This is a genomic window from Pseudoxanthomonas composti, from assembly GCF_004122095.1.
In the GTDB taxonomy this organism is placed as follows: domain Bacteria; phylum Pseudomonadota; class Gammaproteobacteria; order Xanthomonadales; family Xanthomonadaceae; genus Pseudoxanthomonas_A; species Pseudoxanthomonas_A composti.
Map to the genome: position 1 here is coordinate 604,233 of NZ_SAWZ01000001.1, position 19,086 is coordinate 623,318.

At 68.2% G+C, this 19,086-nt stretch carries 19 protein-coding genes; 6 read left to right on the top strand and 13 right to left on the bottom strand.

All coding sequences use genetic code 11. The features are described from left to right. The first annotated feature begins 49 nt into the window (after positions 1-49). Positions 50-526, top strand: coding sequence for a hotdog fold domain-containing protein (locus EPA99_RS02495; protein ID WP_129469594.1), 477 nt, complete (start codon positions 50-52; stop codon positions 524-526). A 187-nt stretch (positions 527-713) separates the two neighbouring features. Here the strand turns inward: EPA99_RS02495 and EPA99_RS02500 are convergent, their stop codons facing one another. The 3 genes from EPA99_RS02500 to EPA99_RS02510 all read right to left on the bottom strand — a co-directional run bounded on the left by EPA99_RS02500 (position 714) and on the right by EPA99_RS02510 (position 3,437). Further along, a complete protein-coding gene (locus EPA99_RS02500; protein WP_129469595.1) occupies positions 714-1,070 on the bottom strand; it encodes a DUF1304 domain-containing protein in 357 nt (118 codons plus the stop codon). Between the two features lie 88 nt (positions 1,071-1,158). Continuing rightward, positions 1,159-2,535 carry an NTP/NDP exchange transporter gene (locus EPA99_RS02505; RefSeq protein WP_206733666.1) on the bottom strand — a complete coding sequence of 459 codons (1,377 nt, stop codon included), beginning with the start codon at positions 2,533-2,535 and terminating at the stop codon, positions 1,159-1,161. A 56-nt stretch (positions 2,536-2,591) separates the two neighbouring features. Further along, entirely contained in the window at positions 2,592-3,437 is an 846-nt protein-coding gene (locus EPA99_RS02510) for a DMT family transporter (protein WP_241688229.1), read from the bottom strand. Between the two features lie 291 nt (positions 3,438-3,728). Here EPA99_RS02510 and EPA99_RS02515 point away from each other — a divergent pair, with 291 nt between their 5' ends. Beyond that, on the top strand, positions 3,729-5,114 hold the full coding sequence (locus EPA99_RS02515; RefSeq protein ID WP_129469597.1) for a serine hydrolase domain-containing protein: 1,386 nt from the start codon (positions 3,729-3,731) through the stop codon (positions 5,112-5,114). Positions 5,115-5,799: 685 nt separating this feature from the next. Here the strand turns inward: EPA99_RS02515 and EPA99_RS02520 are convergent. From EPA99_RS02520 to hemP, 9 genes are all read right to left on the bottom strand, one after another. Then, positions 5,800-6,147, bottom strand: coding sequence for a hypothetical protein (locus EPA99_RS02520; protein ID WP_206733667.1), 348 nt, complete (start codon positions 6,145-6,147; stop codon positions 5,800-5,802). A gap of 975 nt (positions 6,148-7,122) precedes the next feature. Continuing rightward, positions 7,123-7,518: a glycine cleavage system protein GcvH gene (gcvH, locus tag EPA99_RS02525; protein WP_129469599.1), complete on the bottom strand. Its 396-nt coding sequence runs from the start codon at positions 7,516-7,518 to the stop codon at positions 7,123-7,125. A 71-nt stretch (positions 7,519-7,589) separates the two neighbouring features. Next, positions 7,590-8,210, bottom strand: a complete 621-nt coding sequence (locus EPA99_RS02530) for a 2-hydroxychromene-2-carboxylate isomerase (protein WP_129469600.1) — start codon at positions 8,208-8,210, stop codon at positions 7,590-7,592. A 4-nt stretch (positions 8,211-8,214) separates the two neighbouring features. After that, positions 8,215-9,321 (bottom strand): glycine cleavage system aminomethyltransferase GcvT, encoded by a 1,107-nt coding sequence (gcvT, locus tag EPA99_RS02535; protein WP_129469601.1) that lies wholly within the window; start codon positions 9,319-9,321, stop codon positions 8,215-8,217. A 90-nt stretch (positions 9,322-9,411) separates the two neighbouring features. Further along, entirely contained in the window at positions 9,412-9,843 is a 432-nt protein-coding gene (locus tag EPA99_RS02540) for an NfeD family protein (RefSeq protein WP_129469602.1), read from the bottom strand. 5 nt (positions 9,844-9,848) lie between these two features. Continuing rightward, entirely contained in the window at positions 9,849-10,799 is a 951-nt protein-coding gene (locus EPA99_RS02545; RefSeq protein ID WP_129469603.1) for an SPFH domain-containing protein, read from the bottom strand. 89 nt (positions 10,800-10,888) lie between these two features. Next, positions 10,889-11,833 carry a DUF6607 family protein gene (locus EPA99_RS02550; protein ID WP_129469604.1) on the bottom strand — a complete coding sequence of 315 codons (945 nt, stop codon included), beginning with the start codon at positions 11,831-11,833 and terminating at the stop codon, positions 10,889-10,891. Continuing rightward, positions 11,830-12,456: a Hemin transport protein gene (locus EPA99_RS02555; protein WP_129469605.1), complete on the bottom strand. Its 627-nt coding sequence runs from the start codon at positions 12,454-12,456 to the stop codon at positions 11,830-11,832. The genes EPA99_RS02550 and EPA99_RS02555 overlap by 4 nt, the downstream gene beginning before the upstream one ends. Before the next feature lie 497 nt (positions 12,457-12,953). Further along, positions 12,954-13,148 (bottom strand): hemin uptake protein HemP, encoded by a 195-nt coding sequence (hemP, locus tag EPA99_RS02560; RefSeq protein ID WP_129469606.1) that lies wholly within the window; start codon positions 13,146-13,148, stop codon positions 12,954-12,956. A 333-nt stretch (positions 13,149-13,481) separates the two neighbouring features. Between hemP and EPA99_RS02565 the strand changes: the two genes are divergently transcribed. The 4 genes from EPA99_RS02565 to dusB all read left to right on the top strand — a co-directional run bounded on the left by EPA99_RS02565 (position 13,482) and on the right by dusB (position 17,934). Beyond that, complete coding sequence (locus tag EPA99_RS02565) at positions 13,482-14,255, top strand: hypothetical protein (protein ID WP_129469607.1); 774 nt, start codon at positions 13,482-13,484, stop codon at positions 14,253-14,255. 81 nt (positions 14,256-14,336) lie between these two features. Then, positions 14,337-15,635, top strand: a complete 1,299-nt coding sequence (locus EPA99_RS02570) for a NupC/NupG family nucleoside CNT transporter (protein WP_129469608.1) — start codon at positions 14,337-14,339, stop codon at positions 15,633-15,635. A gap of 159 nt (positions 15,636-15,794) precedes the next feature. Further along, entirely contained in the window at positions 15,795-16,745 is a 951-nt protein-coding gene (locus EPA99_RS02575; protein ID WP_129469609.1) for a ribokinase, read from the top strand. A 190-nt stretch (positions 16,746-16,935) separates the two neighbouring features. After that, complete coding sequence (gene dusB, locus EPA99_RS02580; RefSeq protein ID WP_129469610.1) at positions 16,936-17,934, top strand: tRNA dihydrouridine synthase DusB; 999 nt, start codon at positions 16,936-16,938, stop codon at positions 17,932-17,934. On the opposite strand, the gene EPA99_RS02585 is transcribed toward dusB, so the two are convergent. Next, complete coding sequence (locus EPA99_RS02585; protein ID WP_129469611.1) at positions 17,880-18,998, bottom strand: metal-dependent hydrolase; 1,119 nt, start codon at positions 18,996-18,998, stop codon at positions 17,880-17,882. The genes dusB and EPA99_RS02585 overlap by 55 nt on opposite strands. Positions 18,999-19,086 lie beyond the last annotated feature (88 nt).

Genomic DNA, 19,086 nt, shown 5'->3' on the forward strand with positions numbered 1-19,086 from the left:
CAAAGACGGCGGACGCAAGGTCCGCCGTCTTCGTTTCCAGGACTCCACGATGGCCAGCTCGATCCTCTCGCTGTACCGGCGCATGCGGGCTTGGCCTGCCGGCGGCTGGCTGTTCTCCCGCGCGGTGTGCCTGAAGGCGCCGTACTTTGCCAGCATCTCGCCGCGGATCACCGCGCTGGAAGCCGGCCGCTGCGAGGCGCGCATCGCCCATCGCCGCCGCGTGACCAACCATCTGGGCACTGTGCATGCCATCGCGCTGTGCAACCTGGCCGAGCTCACCGCCGGTTTGATGACCGATGCCAGCCTGTCCGCCACCATGCGCTGGATCCCCAAGGGCATGCAGGTGCAATACCTGAAGAAGGCCGTCGGCACGCAGCGCGCGGTCGCCGTCCCCAGCCGGGCCATCGTGGCGGCGACCGAAGGCTATGCGCTCCCGGTGGAGGTCACCGTGCGCGATGACAGCGATGCGGTCGTGTTCACCGCAAGCGTGGAGATGTGGGTCTCGCCCAGGCCGGCACGCGGATGATGGGGGCACAAGCTTCCAGCGCCTCCCGCAGCGCTTGCTGGCTGCGTGCCGTAGCCCGCTTTGAATGCGTGCCGCCCTAAGCGAATCTCGCGTGATCCCCGCGACATTCCGTGGGAGCGACTCCCACGCTGCAAGAAGCGTTCGCTTGCTCAGCTCTGGTACGGCGAGGCCAGTTTCTACACGCGGCCTAACGCGCGACCACAATGCAGCCCAGCGCCAGCAGCGCGGGAAACGCCTGGATCCAGAAGATGCGGCGACTGACGCTCCAGGCACCGTAGGCGCCCGCAAGTGCCACGCATACGAGGAAGAACGCGACCACGCGCCAATCCGCCAGCCACAGCAGGCCCCACAGCAATCCTGCAGCGAGAAACCCGTTGTAAAGCCCCTGGTTGGCCGCCAGCACGCGCGTGATCTGGGCCTTCTCAGGCGTGTTGCGGAAGGTCTTCAGACCCAGCGGCCTGGTCCACAGGACCATCTCCAGCACCATGAACCACAGGTGGAGCACGGCGACCAGCAGGGTCAGGAGGGTGGCGATCAGCGTCATGGGTCCATCCGGGCGGGAGCAGGGCCGCAGTGTGCGCCTCCCCTCCCATGCGATGCCAGCGATGCCGACGAACCTGACACGCGCCGCCTCACGGCTCCGGGCGAACGGGCTCCTGGATCGACTCCACCCGCCGCCACAAGCGCCAGCCGATGCCCGCTGCGGCGAAGGCCGCCAGTGCACTCATCGCCGCAAATCCACCCACCGTCATGCCGATGGCCTTCAGGCCGTTCATGCCGGTGGCGATGGCGACATCGCCGAAGCGCCAGACCGCGGTGTCCACCGCATTCTGTCCCTTGTAGCGCACGTTGCGCGGGACCCGGGTGTACAGGCTGTGGCGCGCAGGCTCGGCCATGCCATAGGCCAGGCCGCGGCTGACCAGCAGGGCGAGCACGGTGGGCGCGACCGGTCCGATCAGCAGCGGCAGGGTGAACAGCGGTGCGTGCGGATCATGCGATAGCACCACCAGCAACAGCACCGCCACGCTGATGCCCGACCACAGCAGGATCAACATGCCCGGCCCCTGCCGTGGCAGCAGCCACCGCGTCACCGTCAGCTGCACGATCACCGTCAGCAGATTGCCCGCCAGATCCACGTCGGCGTGAAAGCGCGTGCGTGCCACAGCATCGGCGAACGTGGCGCCCGAGTAGTCCACCATCAGCGCGTAGTTGACCGTGCCGATGCCATCTGCGAGCAACAGCAGCACCGCCATGCCGCGCATGAAGGGATCGGCGAAGATCTGCCGCAATCCATCCCACATGCTGCCGCCCAGTGCCGCTTCGTGCCCCGACTCGTGCCGGCGCGCGCCATGCAGGCTGGCCCAGCGTCCCAGCAGCACCACGCAGACGGTCGAGATCCCCAGCAGCGATGCCGAGACCAACAGCAGCGGCGCCACGCCCAGCAGCTGCACCAGCGAGCGCGTCAGCAGGGGGCCAGCCAGCGCGCCCAGCGTGCCGGCCACGGCGATGATCGGGAACAGGCGCTTTGACTGCACCAGGCTCCAGATGTCGGACATGAAGATCCAGAACACCGACACCACGAACAGGTTGAACACGCTGACCCAGACGAAGAACACCATGCCCAGCACGCGCGGGCTCAACAGACCCACGTTGGTGAAGGCCGGCATGAAGGCCAGCTGGCACAGCATGAAGAACACATAGACCCAGGGCACCAGGCGCCGGCGTGGCCACCGCGAGGCCAGCGCCGCGAAGACCGGCGTCAGCAGCAGCGTGGCGATGAAGGTCGCCAGGTAGAACCAGGGCAGTTGCGTGGAGCCCACCGCCGCGGACAGTTGCTCGCGCACCGGCCTGACGACGTAGTAGGCGGCAAGGACGCAAAAGAAGCAGACGAAGGACAGCGCGACCGCCCTCCGTTCTCCCACTTCGACTCGGCGAGGTTCCTGCATGGCCACGCGCATCAGCTCCACCGCACCGGATTGCCGCGCACGGTAGCCGATGCACCGCAACATCGCCAGCGACACCGGTTGTGCCGGTTGTGGCCCGGCGTTGCCGGATCGGCCGCCCCTCAGCGCGGCGCGGGCCGCGTCGCCAGCCACACGCCCGCGGCGGCCAGCGCGAAGCCGCAGGCCTTCAGCCAGGTCAGGTGTTCGCCCAGGGTCAGCCAGCCGAAGACCGCGGTCACCGGCGGGGTCAGGAAGAACAGCGCCGCGACCTGGGTGGCCGCGCCACGCCGGATCAGCAGGAACAGCAGCGCGAAGCCGCCGACGGAGTTCACCAGCACCAGCCAGAGCAGCGGCAGCAGGAAGCGCGCGTCGGGTACGAAGCGCAAGCCCTCCCACAGCGCCAGCGGCAGCAGCAGCACCGTGGCGGTGGCGTTCTGCAGGAACAGGCCCGCCCGCGCATCCACCTGGGTGGCGTAGCGCTTCTGGTACAAGGTACCCAGGCTGATGCCCAGCAGGCCGACGATCAGCGCCAGCCAGGCCCATGCCGGCGTGGCGCCATCCACGCGGTCGGCCACCACCAGCACCACACCGGCAAAGCCCAGGGCCATGCCAGCCCATTGCCGGGCCTGCAGACGCTCGCTGCCGCCCAGGTGCGCCAGCAAGGCCACCACCAGCGGCATGGCCCCGATCACCAGCGCGGCCGCGCCGGCATGCGCCCCCAGCTGGAACGCCGCGTAGACCGCGCCGAAGTGCAGGAACAGCATCAGCGCGCCGGTCACCGCGCTGTGCCAGGCCTGCCGCCAGCCGATGCGCCACTGCCCGGCCACGGCGGCCAGGCCCCCGAAGATCACCGCCGCCAGCCCGAAGCGCAGCAGCAGGGCGGTGAAGGGCGCGGCCGATTCGACCGCCTCCTTGCCGGCGATGTAACCGGTGCACCACACCAGCACGAAGCACAGGCCCAGGGACATGCTGCCGCTTGAGGGCTGGCTTTGGAGGCGTTGGACATCGCGCATGGCGCCATGATCGACGATGCTGAATCCGCGGTCAGTTCGACCTTCGACCGCCTCGTCTCGCCGCCGCCTCACGGCACATGACTTGCACCGATCAGTCGCATGCCGGCCCTGCTGCGCCGGCCCAAGGCGTCGCGTTGGAATCTCCATGAAGATGAACGACATGGCGCCACAACTTCTCATCGTTTGGCATGCGCTAAGGGCGGCGTTATGATCGGATCAGGCTGGGATTCAACGGGCGTAAACGCGATGAACGATTCGGGTGAGCAGCGCGCCGGGCGCACACTCCGCACCGGACTGCTGGGGATGCTGCTGCCTCTGGCGATCTCCTCCACTGCCCAGACCGTGCCCGCCACGGTGCCCGAGGCGCTGGTGATGCCGGCCCCGATCGTCGAGACGCCTGCCGCGCAGCCCCGCCCGGCGGTCTCGGCCGCAGGCACGCGAGTCACGCCCTTGCCGCGGGGCTTCGATCCGGCCCAGTTCGAGTACATGGCCGAGCAGCTGGTGGCCGGCCAGCGCGTGCCGGGCATGGCGATGGCCATCGTGCAGAACGGCCGCATCCTCAGTGCGCGTGGCTACGGCATCACCGATGTGAACCAGCCGCGCCAGATCGATGCGCATACCGTGTTCCGCCTGGCCTCGCTGTCCAAGGCCTTCGCCAGCGCCACCGCCGGCCTACTGGTCAACGATGGCGTGCTGCGCTGGGACAGCAAGGTCAGCGACTACGTGCCGGGCTTCCAGCTCAGCGATGCCAACGCCACGGCCAAGCTGACCGTGGCCGATGTGATCAGCCAGCGCGTGGGCCTACGCGCGCACAATGCCTTCGACAACGACATCGAGGCCAATGGCGAGTACTACCAGGTCTCGCACAAGCTGGCCGGTGCGGCGCTCAGCTGCGCGCCGGGGGAGTGCTACTCCTATCAGAACGTGGCCTTCAGCCTGATCGGCGACGTGGTGTTCGGCGCCACCGGCAGCTTCTACGAGCAGACCGTCGAGCGCCGCATCTTCAAGCCGCTGGGCATGAACGATGCCAGCATGGGCCTGGCCGGCATCCAGGCCAGCGCAAGCTGGGCCAAGCCGCACGTGCGCAGCCGCCGCGGCTGGGCTTCGCTGATGCCCAAGCCCACCTACTACCGCATGCCACCCGCGGCTGGGGTCAACGCCAGCATCAGCGACATGGCGCAGTGGCTGATCGCCCAGACCGGCCACCGCCCCGACGTGCTGCCCGCCCCGCTGCTGGCCACCCTGCACGCGCCGCTGATCAGCACGCCCGACCAGCTGCGTTCGGGCTGGCGCCGCGAGCGACTGAGTTCGGCCAACTACGCGCTGGCCTGGCGCGTGGTGGATTACGCCGGCCACAACGTGGTCTTCCACGCCGGTGCCGTGCAGGGCTACCGCGGCCTGGTGGCGATGGTGCCAGAGCGCGACTTCGGCGTGGCCATCCTCTGGAACAGCAATAGCGGCCTGCCCTCGGGCATGCTGCCGACCGTGCTGGATGCCGCGTTGGGGCTGCCGGCCAAGCAGTGGCTGGACGTGCCGACCCTGGGCAACGACCTGATGCTGGCGCGCGACAGCGACGATGACGACCAAGACAGCGGTGCGTCCTCCAGCCGTGCGACCGCCGCGCCGCGCTGAGCAGCGCCTCCGGACGTCATCGCATTGACCAACGCCGCGTCTGACGCGGCGTTTTTCGTTTGGTCTCATCGCGCCCAGGTTCGGCGGGTTCGGCATTGCTCGGATGTGGCGGCTGAGACGGCCGCGACGCCGCCGGGGACGCGGCGGGTTGAGCTCCGTCGATCGGTTGCGCGTGGTCTCGTTGGGATGACGAGCGAGGCCGTCGCGTTGGGTGGATGACGTGCTTCTCGTCCACCAGCGCCATCGGACGCATCACAGTGGCATGGCGACCCACCCTCGCGCGGGTCCGCGAAGCGCGGTGGACAAGCTGCGCGTTGTCCACCCTACGTGGATTGCGGGCGAGTCGGCTGCGTAGGGTGGATGACGCTTTTCTCATCCACCACCGCCAGGAAATGCATCGCGGCGGCATGGCGACCCACCCTCGCGCGGGTCGGTGAAGCGCGGTGGACAAGCTGCGCGTTGTCCACCCTACGTGGATCTGGAGTGGCTGGCTGCATCGGGTGGATGAGTGCTTCACATCCACCGTTCGGGTTCGCGCGTGGTTGGGGCGACGCCCTGGCGCGGACGAGCGCTTGCTCTGCTGCACGGACCAGGCGCATAAAAAAACTCTCCTCCCGCTGGGCACCGGGAAGGAGAGTTCATGAGGACCGCAATGACGACCCGAAACGGGTCGTCGGGCTCGCGATCAGATCAGCGGAGCCGGGGTGGCCGGCAGGGCGACCGGGGCGGGCTTCTTCTTGGCAGCCTTCTTCGGAGCAGCCTTCTTCGGAGCGGCCTTCTTGGCGGCCTTCTTCGGAGCAGCCTTCTTGGTGGCTTTCTTCGGAGCGGCCTTCTTGGTGGCCTTCTTCGGTGCAGCCTTCTTGGTGGCCTTCTTCGCTACCTTCTTGGCGGCCTTCTTGGGGGCTGCCTTCTTGGCGGTCTTCTTGGTGGCCTTCTTGGCGGTGGCCTTCTTGGCGACCTTCTTCACAGCCTTCTTCACGGCCTTCTTCGCCTTGGTGACCTTCTTCGCGGCCTTCTTGGCGACCTTCTTCACGGCCTTCTTGACGCTGGCTTTCTTGGCGGCCTTCTTGGCGGCCGGCTTTTTCTTGACTGCTTTCTTCGTTGCCATGTGATGGCTCCTCGTCAGTGAACTATGGATGGATACATCCGTTGAATGCCCAGTTGCTTCTTACAAAGGCCAGGGGAGTCGGACCCGCAGGCAGCCGCCGACGCGCCAGGCGCGTGGAAGCGGATGAGTTCGAAGCCTTCTCCAAATCGGAGGCTTCTATATATAGACAGACACCCGCGCCGGTCAGGTCGCGGGTGTCGGGATGGGGGTGTCGCGTTTCGCTGGGGGAAGCGTTGCCTTCGACCTTCTTGATGAGGGTGCGGTCGGGCGACAGATGCGTTGTACGTTTCGTCGCGATGGCGGACTCGCTTGCGTTGCGCAGGTGCGGCTTCGTTGGGGCGAAACCTAATCACGCTTTTTTTTAGTGTCAACACTTTTTCAGAAATATTTTTCGCCCCCTGCGCGAGCGTTGTCGCCGCAGCCGCCTGCACCCGCTCGCCATCGACCGGCTGGCCCGCGCGTCCCATGCCCGGCACGCATCCGGCCACACGAAGGAAATTGCTTTTTTTAAGCACTTTGCTTCGAACACGTCCGTGCGCGCACTGCGTCCAACGGGTGGCTACAGCACCGGCATCCGGACATGCACACCGTGCAGACAGGCTTGAATGTCAGCTGAGTTTTTCCGCCGCCAGATTGCCCGCTCTCGCGTCGCACAAGGCGGCCAAGCCACGAACTGCGCAAAAAAAAACGAGGCCGCTGGTGTTTTTTTCACCAGCATCAAGGCGCTTTGCGCGCCTGGGCGATTGGCCTGCGCGCACGTGCGTAGCGCAAGCGGTCGATGCCCGGGATGCCCGGCAATGACCAAGGTCGAATCCGCCGTCCCAAAAAAAACCCGCGGATGCCTCCGCGGGTCTGGTTCTTGCAACGTGTCAAAGTGCCGACACGCAGGGGAAGGACGACTCAGTGGTCCTCGTCTTCCAACGCCTCGGCGTAGTCGTCCGGACCGAGCAACTCGGCCAGCTCTTCGGCGTTGCCGATCTCCACCACGAACAACCAACCGTCGCCGTAGGCATCCTCATTGATGGTCTCCGGCTTGTCGGCCAGAGCCGAGTTCACTTCCACCACCGTGCCGGTGACCGGGCTGTAGACGTCCGAAGCCGCCTTGACCGACTCCACCACCGCGCAGGCGTTGTTGGCCTGGACGCTGTCGCCGACGTTAGGCAGCTCGACGTAGACCAGGTCGCCGAGCAGGCCCTGGGCATGGTCGGAAATACCGACGGTGACGCGGCCGTTGTCTTCCAGACGGGCCCATTCGTGGGACTTGAGGAACTTCAGGTCGCCGGGGATCTCACTCATTGCGGACTACTCCAGATGAAAAGTGGGCGGGGCACAGGGACGCTCAAGTGTAGCCAAGCGTCCCGGCAAGGTCATAGCGCGCGATAGGGCGTACGGCCGCTGCGCAAGGCGGCATCGAGGGCATCGAGGCGATCCTGCCCCCAGAACGGCTCGCCCTGCAGCACGTAGCCCGGCAAGCCAGGCAGGTCGAAGGCGATGGCGGCCTGGGTGTTCTGTTCGTACAGCGCCTGCGCCGCCTCGGCGTCGGCCTGCGCCAGGGTGGCGCCGGCGTCGAAGCCGTGCCGCGCCAGCAGGGCCGACAGCGTGGCGACGTCGGCCAGGTTGCCCTCCTCCACCCACAGCGTGCGGAAGGCCGACAGCATGAACTCGGACACGTCATGCCCCTGCGCGATCAGCGCGCAGGCGCAGCGGTCGGCCAGGCTGCCGTCGACGGGGAAGAACTTGGGCTGCAGGTTGAGCGGCAGCGCGCGCTCGGCACGCGCACGCTGCAGTTCGATGAAGCGATAGCGCTGGCGCGCCGCCGCACGCTGGCCCAATGGCACGCCGCCAGCGGCACGGAAGACCTCGACCATCTTCACCGGCCTCGGCACCACGGTGGCGCCGTGGCGCACGGCCAGCGCCATCAGCGCCGCATGCCCGAGATAGGCGTAGGGCGAGACCAGGGTGAAAAAGTACTCGATGCGCGCGGACACGGGGCTACTCCAGGATGCCGGCTTGCGGCTGGCCTTCGCGCACGAAGGGGAACTTCACCACGCGCACCGGCACTTCGCGTCCGCGGATGTCGACCTTGACCGCACCGGTGGCGCCGGCCGGCACGCGCGCGAAGGCGATGGCCTTGCCCAGCGTCGGCGAGAACGTCCCGGAGAGGATCTCGCCCTCCCCCTGCTCGGTCAGCACACGCTGGCCGTGGCGCAGCACGCCCTTCTCGTCCATCACCAGGCCGATCAGCTGGCGCGGCGCGCCGTCGGCCTTCTGCTGCTCCAACACCGCCCGGCCGATGAAGTCGCGGCCTTCATCCAGCGCCACGGTCCAGCCCATCGCCGCTTCATACGGGGACACGGTCTCGTCCATGTCCTGACCGTAGAGGTTCATGCCCGCCTCAAGGCGCAGCGTGTCGCGCGCGCCCAGGCCGGCCGGCCTGACGCCCGCCTCCAGCAGCGCGTTCCAGAACGCCACGGCCTGCTCGGCCGGCAGCACCACTTCGAAGCCGTCCTCGCCGGTGTAGCCGGTGCGCGCCAGGAACAGCGGCACGCCGGCGGTGGTGGTGGTCTCCAGCGCGGCAAACCGCGACAGCGTCTCGGCGGCCGTGCGATCGCCTTCCACGAGCAGGCCGATGACCTTGGCGCGCGCGCTCGGGCCCTGCACGGCGACCATGGCGAATTCGGGACGCTCGCTGACCTGCACGTCGAAGGGCTGGGCCTGTTCGGTGATCCACGCCAGGTCCTTCTCCCGGGTGGCGGCGTTGACCACCAGCCGGAAGAACGCCTCGTCCATGTAGTAGACGATGAGGTCGTCGATCACCCCACCCTGCGGGTTGAGCATGGCTGTGTACAGGGCCTTGCCTGGCACCTTGAGCTTGTCCACCGAGTTGGCGAGCAGGTGGCGCAGGAACGGGCGGACCTGCTCGCCGCGCAGGTCGACCACGGTCATGTGGCTGACGTCGAACATGCCGGCGTCGCGGCGCACTTGATGGTGCTCATCCAGCTGCGACCCGTAGCTGATCGGCATGTCCCAGCCGCCGAAATCGACCATCTTGGCGCCGAGCGCGCGATGGGCATCGTTGAGGATCGTCTTCTGGGTCATGGCCGCCACCTTGGGAAAGACCGCCATTATCCCAGATGCCACGGCCCACAAAATCGATCATCGCGCGGGGCGGGCGCGGCGCCGGGCCGCTCAGGCGGCCTCGACGATCAGCTCCATTCCGGCACTGCCCACGACGCGGACCTGGATGCCGGCCGGCAGTTCCGGTCCGGTGACGATCCAATACGCATCATCCAGCTTGATCCGCCCGCGGCCGCCGACGATGGCCTGGTCCAGCGTGGTCACCCGCCCGATCAGCTGCTCGGCGCGGCGGTTGAGCAGCGGCCGGTCGCTCTGGCGGTCGCGGCCCTTGAACCATTGCCGGTAGACCTGGATCGAGACGAAGCTGAGCAGCACGAAGGCGATGACCTGCACCAGCAGCGGCAGGCCCGGCACCAGTAGCACCCCCAGGAACACCAGCGCGGCGGCAAAGCCCATCCACAGCATGAAGGCGCCGGGCACCAGCGCCTCGGCGGCGAACAGCAGCAGCGTGAGCGCGGCCCACGCCATCACGTCCATGCGCATGGCGGTCAGCTCCGCTGCCGCGGCACCGGCGGCGGCACTGCCGCCTCGCCCAGCGCCTGGCGCGCCAACTCGCCGATGCCGGCGATGGAGCTGATGATGCCGGTGGTCTCCATCGGCATCAGGACGAACTTCTGGTTAGGGCCGGTGGCCAGCTTCTCGAAGGCCTCGACGTAGCGCTGGGCCACGAAGTAGTTGATCGCCTGCACGTTGCCCTGGGCGATGGCCTCGGACACCATCCGCGTCGCGTTGGCCTCTGCCTCGGCCAGGCGCTCGCGCGCTTCGGCCTCGCGGTAGGCGGACTCGCGCTGGCCTTCGGCCTTGAGGATGGCGGCCTGCTTCTCGCCCTCGGCGCGCAGGATCTCGGACTGGCGATGACCTTCGGCTTCCAGGATGGAGGCGCGGCGGTCGCGCTCGGCCTTCATCTGCCGGGCCATGGAATCGACCAGGTCGCGCGGCGGCTGGATGTCGCGGATCTCGATGCGGGTGACCTTGATGCCCCAGGGATTGGTGGCTTGGTCGACCACGTTGAGCAGCTGGGCGTTGATGGTCTCGCGGTTGCTGAGCGACTCGTCCAGGTCCATCGAGCCGATCACGGTGCGGATGTTGGTCTGCACCAGCGCGATGGTGGCGATCTCCAGGTTGGAGACCTCGTAGGCAGCCTTGGCCGCATCCAGCACCTGGAAGAACACCACCCCGTCGACCTTGACCACCGCGTTGTCCTTGGTGATCACGTCCTGGCTGGGCACGTCCAGCACCTGCTCCATGACGTTGACCTTGCGGCCCACGCTGTAGAACACCGGGATCAGGAAATGCAGGCCCGGGCCCATCGTATGGGTGTACTTGCCGAAGCGCTCCACCGTCCATTCATAGCCCTGCGGCACCATGCGCACGGTCTTGAACAGTCCCACCACGCCGGCCACCACGACGATGATGGCCAGAAAACTCGATCCGAACATTCCGCTCCCCTTGCGTCCTGCGACGCCCCCGACAGTGTTGCCGGAGTATAGGACAGCCGCTGGCAGGCCCCTGGTGGGCTTGTGAGGGCTCAGCGATCCATGGCGAGCGCCGGTGCCGGCTCCACCCACTGCGCGAACACCGCATCGATCTCGCGCTCGGCCACCTGCCCACCTTCCTGCAGGCGCGCTGCCTGTTCGAACAGCGGCATGATCATCGCCATGCCGTCGAGCTTGGTCTTCAGGTGCACGCCAGGCCGTTGGTCCAGCCGGCGGGCCCAGTGCGCGCGTACCCGGGCCCAGTAACTGGAGGTCGCCTGCCAATAAGCATGGGCCGGCGAGAAGTCCACCTCGGTGGTGCGGCGGTAGTCGTTGAAACCGAACTCGCGCGCCAGCTCCTGCTGGCTGCCATCGCTGCCGCGCAGCACCTTGGTGTTGAACTGCTCATGGGTCCAGCCCTGCGGCGTGAGCGTGTGCCGGTTGACCACCGCCAGCGCGTTGTAGTCGCTACGGCGGGTGTATTCGCGGCGCGGCAGCGGCCGCCAGCCCAGGTCGCTGGTCCAGGTGGGGACGGCATTGTCGTGGCGCCAGCGCCCGGTGCCACAGTAGCGCGGGGCATCGCTGACCTCATAGACGCACTGCGTCCAGGCACCCGTAGTCTGCTCCGGCGAGAGCGGGCGCACCGTCCAGGTCTGCTCGGCACTGAACTCGAACCGCTGCGGCGCTTCGTAGATCCAGTCCTGTCGCCAGTGCTTGGTGACGTGGCCGCTCTTGGGATCGACCAGGAGGTGCTGCAGCACGATCCGCCGGGGCGTGTCCTCCACCACCAGCACCACCTCCTCACCGCCGCTGCGCATCGCCGGGGCGCGCTCGTAGCCTGGCTTGAGCAGGACGGTTTCGTCGAAGGCGAAGTCGACGCTGTATTCGCCGCGCATGGCCAGGATGGCGTCGTGGTCGCGTTGCGGATCGGTGTCGGAGGCGTGGACACAGGCGGCGCTGACCAGCATCAGGACCGCGATGAAAGGGGCCAGGTTCATGAGGATCTTGCGCTGAGTCTGAGGATGGGATCGACCGGCGCGGCGACGGTCCGGTCCGCGGCGGCTGCGGCGGCCTGGGCGCAGCAGCACGCATCCCAGGCCCTGGTGAAATCCGCCCCCTGGGCCCGCAGGATGTCGCGCGCGGTCGCCGTGCCCAGCGCCGACAGGGCCACGGGACTGGCCGCCAGCACCGGCGCTGCCTCGGCCTCGCGCATGGCATGCAGGCGCAGCGCGCAGGCGCGCCATGCATCGCCAGTGAGCCGGTTGGCCAGCCGGTGCCACAGGCGCTCGCTGATCCCCGCCGCGCTGGCCCGGGCGCGATGACCCGGCAAAGTGGCGGCCATGCGGTCCCAGGCCAGGAAATCGCTGTCCGGCAGCAGCCACAGCTGCCAGCAGCAGCGTCCGGCACGGTCGAGGAACACCAGGCTTTCGCGCAGCCCGTCGCTGTCCAGACCGGCGTGGACTTCCACCCGATCGGCCTGCATCCAGCCGGTCAGTTCGCTGCCGTGCTGAGGCCGGTACAGGCACAGCACCGCGCCGAGTTCGGCCAGTTGCCGCGGATCAGGCAATCCATTGCTGGCGAGGGTCGAAATCCGATCGTGCGCGCGCAGGCTGTTGTGCATGGCCACTACCGCTCCAAGGCGACTTGGGCCGACGACGTGCGGCCGGGACGGATGTATGGGTCAAGCACCGCAAGGCCGGCCGACACACCAGTGGCGTCGGTCCAGCCGGTGTCGCACCTGTTGGTGTGGTCGATCGGGCTGCAAGCGGATCTGGTGGCCGCGGTGAGAGACCCGTGCATTTCCCGGCTGGCCGGGCCAAGCATCTCGGCCTTCGTCGTCGCACCGCGCGCGGCCGTGGCCTGAAATCTTTCGAGCGCGGGGACCGCCGCGACATCGGCAGCCAGGACTGGGCCACGCCACCTCGGCGGAAGCGCGCTGCACAGCGGGAAGCGTCGGTTCATCGGATCGGCACGCCTTGTGAGGTGATGAAACCCGGCGAGCTGGCGGCCCGGAGACTTCCCGATGGCTGGCGCCCAGGTGGAGAGAGCAGGTGAAGCGTGGCCAGGTACGGAGGGCGTGCGTGTCGGCATGCCGGCGCGCCGCCGCCCGCGTGGCGCTTACTTGGTCAGGATCAGCTTGTCGTTGCTGGTGTGGCGCAGACGGTAGAAGCGGTCGCCGTGCTGGATCAGGATTTCACGACGGCCCTTGAGCAGGGCGTCGCTGGAAACGACGACCTCGCCACTGCTGGGAACCACGGGCTGGACAGGGGTGCTGCGATTGATCTGCGGGAAAGCCAGGGTGTTGGCACTCATCGGGATTGCTCCAGTTGCGGAACGCCCAAACGATGATAATGATTCTCATTGACGAGTCAAATGGTTTCGATAGGCAGTGGCCGGTCGTGATGGCAAGCTTCGGGTCCCATCACACTTGTGCACGAGATGAAGCGAAGGATCGCGGCGGGGATCGGCCTGCTTGTCCTGCTTGCGTTGGGCACTTGGCAGTTGGGGCCTGCCCGGCATGCGCGACCCGCGCAGGCTGCCGCGCCGTCGGCGTCGGCAGCGGTTTCCCCGCCTGTCGGCGCCGCGGCCGCCAACGTGCAGCGGCAGTGGGCCAGCCTTCCGCCGGCGGGCACGCCGCTTCCCTTGATGCATGAGGACCTGCAGCGTCGGGCGCAGGCCGGGGATGCACCCGCCGCCTGCCGGCTGGGGACCGAGCTGGTCCGCTGCGGCATGCTGCGCAGCTTGACCACCGAAACGGTCCTGATCGAGGCCGAGGCGGACCTGGAGTCCACCGAACGCGAACAGGGCCCGGCGTCCGCACGCGCGCAAGGGGCCGCGACCTTGCGTTTGATCGAGCAGTCCAGGTCCTGCGCCGGCGTGACCGATGCGCAGTTGATGCGCGCCAACCACTATCTCAGGCAGGCGGCCCTGGCCGGGATCCCGGAAGCGGCCATGCGCTACGCCGAAGGGCAAGGCCTGGCCATGGCGACTGTGGTGCATCCGGGCATGTACGGCTTCCTGAGGGCACCTGGCCTGGCGGCCTGGCAGCGCGAGGCGGTGCCGCTGGTGGAGCAACAGCTCAGGCAGGGCAATGCGGCCGCGGTGCTGACACTGATGTCCGCTTACGAGACGGACCTCACGCAGTTCAGCGGACTCATCGAGAAGGACCCGGAACTTGCCTATCAGTACCTGATCCTCTTCAGGACCCTGGCCGGTTCGAAGTCGCCTGAGGTGAACACACCGCTTCCAGGGGAGGCCGCAGCGCGCGCCAGGGCCGAGGCCCGGCGCATGTACCTGGAATACTTCGGTGGGCGCCCGGCGCCCAAGGGCGCATTCGAGCTGATCAACCTGTCGCTGGGAGACCAGGCCGGCGCCCCGGGCGGCGCATGCGCGCCCGGCCGCCACGTCGTGGAAAACTGAATACACGCGCCGCCTTGCCCGCCCCCCGGCGCTCCACTAGTCTTTCCCCCCTTGTGTCTGGGGCGGTAACCGGGGATTCCTATGCTGGAAGGTGTGTGGCGGATCGGCTTCGGCCTGTTCGGGCTGATCGTGCTGCTGGGAATCACCTGGCTGTTCTCCAACAACAAGCGGTCGGTGGACTGGAAGCTGGTCCTCACCGGCGTGCTGCTGCAGATCGGCTTTGCCGCGCTGGTGCTGCTGGTACCCGGCGGGCGCGACGTGTTCGACTGGCTGGGCCAGGGCTTCGTGAAGGTGCTGAGCTTCGTCAACGAAGGCTCCAACTTCATCTTCGGCAGCCTGATGGACGTGAAGTCCTACGGCTTCATCTTCGCCTTCCAGGTGCTGCCGACCATCATCTTCTTCTCCGCGCTGATGGGCGTGCTGTACCACCTGGGCGTGATGCAGGCGGTGGTACGCGCCATGGCCTGGGCCATCACCAAGGTCATGCGCGTGTCCGGCGCGGAGACCACCAGCGTCTGCGCCAGCGTGTTCATCGGCCAGACCGAGGCGCCGCTGACGGTGCGGCCGTACATCCCGCGCATGACCGAATCGGAGCTGATCACGATGATGATCGGCGGCATGGCGCATATCGCCGGCGGCGTGCTGGCGGCCTATGTGGGCATGCTCGGCGCGGGCGATGCGGTGGCCCAGGCCTTCTATGCCAAGCACCTGCTGGCGGCGAGCATCATGGCCGCGCCGGCCACCCTGGTGGTGGCCAAGATCCTGATCCCGGAGACCGGCACGCCGCTCACCCGCGGCACGGTCAAGATGGAAGTGGAGAAGACCACCAGCAACATCATCGATGCCGCCGCGGCCGGCGCTGGCGATGGCCTGCGCCTGGCGCTGAACATCGGTGCGATGCTGCTGGCCTTCATCGCGCTGATCGCGCTGCTCAACGCCCCGCTGACCTGGCTGGGCGAGGTGACCGGCCTGGCCGCTGCGATCGGCAAGCCCACCAACCTGTCCACCATCTTCGGATACGTGCTGGCGCCCATCGCCTGGGTAATCGGCACGCCGTGGGGGGATGCGACCACGGTCGGCTCGCTGATCGGGCAGAAGGTGGTGATCAACGAGTTCGTCGCCTACACCGAGCTGGCGCGGGTGGTGAACGGCCAGGTCCCCGGCGTGAGCCTGAGCGCGGAGGGTCGCCTGATCGCGACCTACGCGCTGTGCGGCTTCGCCAATTTCAGCTCGATCGCGATCCAGATCGGCGGCATCGGCGGGCTGGCCCCGGAGCGTCGCGCCGACCTGGCCCGTTTCGGCCTGCGCGCGGTGCTGGGCGGCTCCATCGCCACCTTCATGACCGCCACCATCGCCGGCGTCCTCAGCCACTTCGGCTGAGGCGACGGCTGCCGATGCGTCTGCGCGATGGCTGGATCACGCCAGGAACGGGCAGTCCATCCACGCGCTGACGCCGGAGCGGTGGCCTGACGCTGCGCTTCAGCTGCCTGCGTCATACTGGCGCCCCTGCGGGTGCCCCCTGCCTGCGAGAGATGTTCCATGAGTGCTGTCGTTGTTGTCGGTTCCTTCAATGTTGACCACGTGTGGCGTTGCGATGCCCTGCCCGCTCCGGGCGCGACCATCGCCGGCCAGTACCACACGGGGCCTGGCGGGAAGGGGTTCAACCAGGCCATCGCCGCCGCGCGCGGCGGTGCGGCCACCACCTTTCTCTGCGCCCTTGGCGAGGACGCCGGCGGCGCGATGGCCCGCGAGTTGGCCAGGCAGGATGGGTTGACGCTCAACGCCGAGGCCAGCGACCAGCCCACCGGCACCGGCGGCATCTATGTGGACAGCCGCGGCCGCAACACCATCGTGATCGGCGCCGGCGCCAATGCCGCGCTCAGCGTCGGTTTCATCGAGGCCCAGCACGCGCTGCTGGCATCTGCGAGCGTGCTGCTGGCGCAGCTGGAATCGCCGATGGACACCGTGGAAGCCGCGCTCGCCAGCGCGCGCAACGCCGGGGTCACCACCGTGCTCAACGCCGCCCCGGCCAACGCGCCCACCAGCATCTCGCTGTTGAAGCTGGCCGACATCCTCACCCCCAACGAAACCGAATTCGCCAGCCTGCTGGCCCGCCACGTCGGCGAGCGCCTGGAACCCGACGACGTGGCCGCCACCGATGGCAGCACGCTGCACCAGCTGTGCCGCCAGCTGCTGCCGGCCGGCACGGTGGTGATCACGCTGGGCGCGGTCGGCGCCTTCGTCTCGCATGCCGAGGACCAGCTGCGCGGCGACACCCAGCCCTACTACCGCATCGCCGCCGAGCAGGCCCAGACCATCGACACCACCGGCGCGGGCGATGCCTTCAACGGCGCCCTGGTGGCCTCGCTGGCGCACGCGCCGAGCGCAGCCTTCGCCCAGCATGTGCGCTTTGCCAACCGCTTCGCCGCACGCTCCACGGAGGCCGAGGGCGCGGCGGCGTCGATGCCGAGGCTCACGCCGGAAGGCTAGGAGTGAGGGGAGAGGAGTGAGGAGTAAGGAAAGGCGTTTCCGGGCACGCACCGCTTGGCCGTCTTTCCTGAAGCAGCGCGCGGCCTCCTCTCGTTCCTCGTTCCTCACCACTCGTTTCTCGTTCTTCGTTTCTCGCCCCTAGCTCCCCCTCACTCCTCACTCCTCCCCACTCACTCCTCGCTCCCAGCTCATGCGCATCGGCCCCCACGACATCGCCACGCCGCTGGTCCTGGCGCCGATGGCGGGCGTGACCGACAAGCCGTTCCGGCAGCTGTGCAAGCGTTTGGGCGCGGGCCTGGCGGTGTCGGAGATGACCATCTCCGATCCGCGCTTCTGGAAGACCGACAAGTCGCTGCGGCGCATGGATCATGCCGGCGAGCCGGCGCCGATCAGCGTGCAGATCGCCGGCACCGAGCCGCGGCAGCTGGCCGAGGCGGCGCGCTACAACGTCGACCATGGCGCGCAGATCATCGACATCAACATGGGCTGCCCGGCCAAGAAGGTGTGCAACGCCTGGGCCGGGTCGGCGCTGATGCGCGATGAGGCCCTGGTCGGACGCATCGTGCAGGCCGTGGTGCAGGCGGTGGAGGTGCCGGTGACCTTGAAGATCCGCACCGGCTGGGATGCGCAGCACCGCAACGCGCCGACCATCGCGCGCATCGCCCAGGACGCCGGCATCGCCGCGCTGGCCGTGCACGGGCGCACCCGCGACCAGCACTACACCGGCCTGGCCGAATACGACACCATCGCCGCCATCAAGGCCGACCTGTCCATCCCGGTGTTCGCCAACGGCGATATCGACTCGCCGGAGAAAGCCGCGCAGGTGCTGGCCCACACCGGGGCCGACGCGCTGCTGATCGGGCGCGCCGCGCAGGGGCGGCCGTGGATCTTCCGCGAGATCGCCCACTTCCTGGCCACCGGCCAGACCCTGCCGGCGCCGTCATTGACCGAAGTGCGCGACATCCTGCTTGGGCACCTGCAGGCCCTGCACGATTTCTACGGGCAGCCGCAGGGCGTGCGGATCGCCCGCAAGCACCTGGGCTGGTACGCCAAGGATCGCCCCGAAAACGCGCAGTTCCGCAGCGTGGTCAATCGGGCCGAGAGCCCGGAGGAACAGCTGCGCCTGACCCGGGACTACTTCGACGCGTTGATCGCCGGCGCCCCCACGGGATTTCCCGCCGCGGCCTGAGCGCCGGCCTGGCCCACCACCACATCGCGCAAGGCTTGGTCCGAGTCGTTCCAGATCCGGTGCCAGGTGGCGGACATCAGCGCGCCAAAGCCGGCCGCGCCCGAGATCGGCAAAGCCGCCGGCACCTGCCGGGGACGCATGGCCTGCCAGCTGTCGCCGCGCGCCTGGGCGACGGTGAAGTTGAAGCTGTAGTCCGGGTCCAGCCCCATGCGCAGGTCCGAGAGCGTGAGCTGGCCATCCAGCGTGCGTGCACGCATGAAGCCGCGGTTGAACCACATCAGGCGACGCACCGCCGGGATGCCGAGCGCGTTGGCCTGTGCCAACGCCTGGGTGTTGGAGGCATGGGCGCGGAACACCAGGGGGCCGTCGTCGAACACCGAACGCTCGGCTTCCACGTAGCCGCTGGGCGTCATCGCCACCACCCGCCACAACAAGGTGGTGAATGGCATCGGCGTGGAGAAGCGCGGCGAGGCGCCCAGCCCCATGGCCCGCAGCTGCGGCTCGGCCTGGCGGTCGATCATCGATTTGGCCAGCAGCGACCACCCCAGGTAGCCGCTGCTGAGCACCAGCCCGGCGAGCAGGGCGCGCTGGGCCACAGGTTTCTTCGGTACGACCCAGGCGATCACGCAGGCGATCAGCAGCCACAGCGTGTACAGCGGATCGATGATGAAGACGCTGGACCACATGGTCGGCGGCGGTGCCAGCGGCCACCACAGCTGGGTGCCGTAGACGGTGAAGGCATCGAGCAGCGGGTGGGTGATCAAGGCCAGCTGGATCGCCCAGAACCAGCGCACCGGCGCGGCATGCACCCGCCCCTCGCGCCAGCGGCACAGCCACCAGATCAGCGCGCCCACCAGCGGCAGCACCAGCAGCGAATGGCTGAAGCTGCGGTGCACCGTCATCAGCATCACCGGGTCGCTGACGAAGGGCTTGATCAGGAACGAATCCAGATCCGGCAGCGTGCCCAGCGCCGCACCGGCCAGCAGCGCGGCGCGGCGGTGTCCGCTGGGGGCGATGGCGGCAGCGACGGCGCCGCCGAGGACGATCTGTGACAGTGAATCCATCCGCGGATGCTAGCAGTCGGCCGCGGCGCTCGGCAGCGCATCGGCAGGGCCGTGCCAGGCCCCTTGCGGTCAGCCCGGCCCGAGCGCG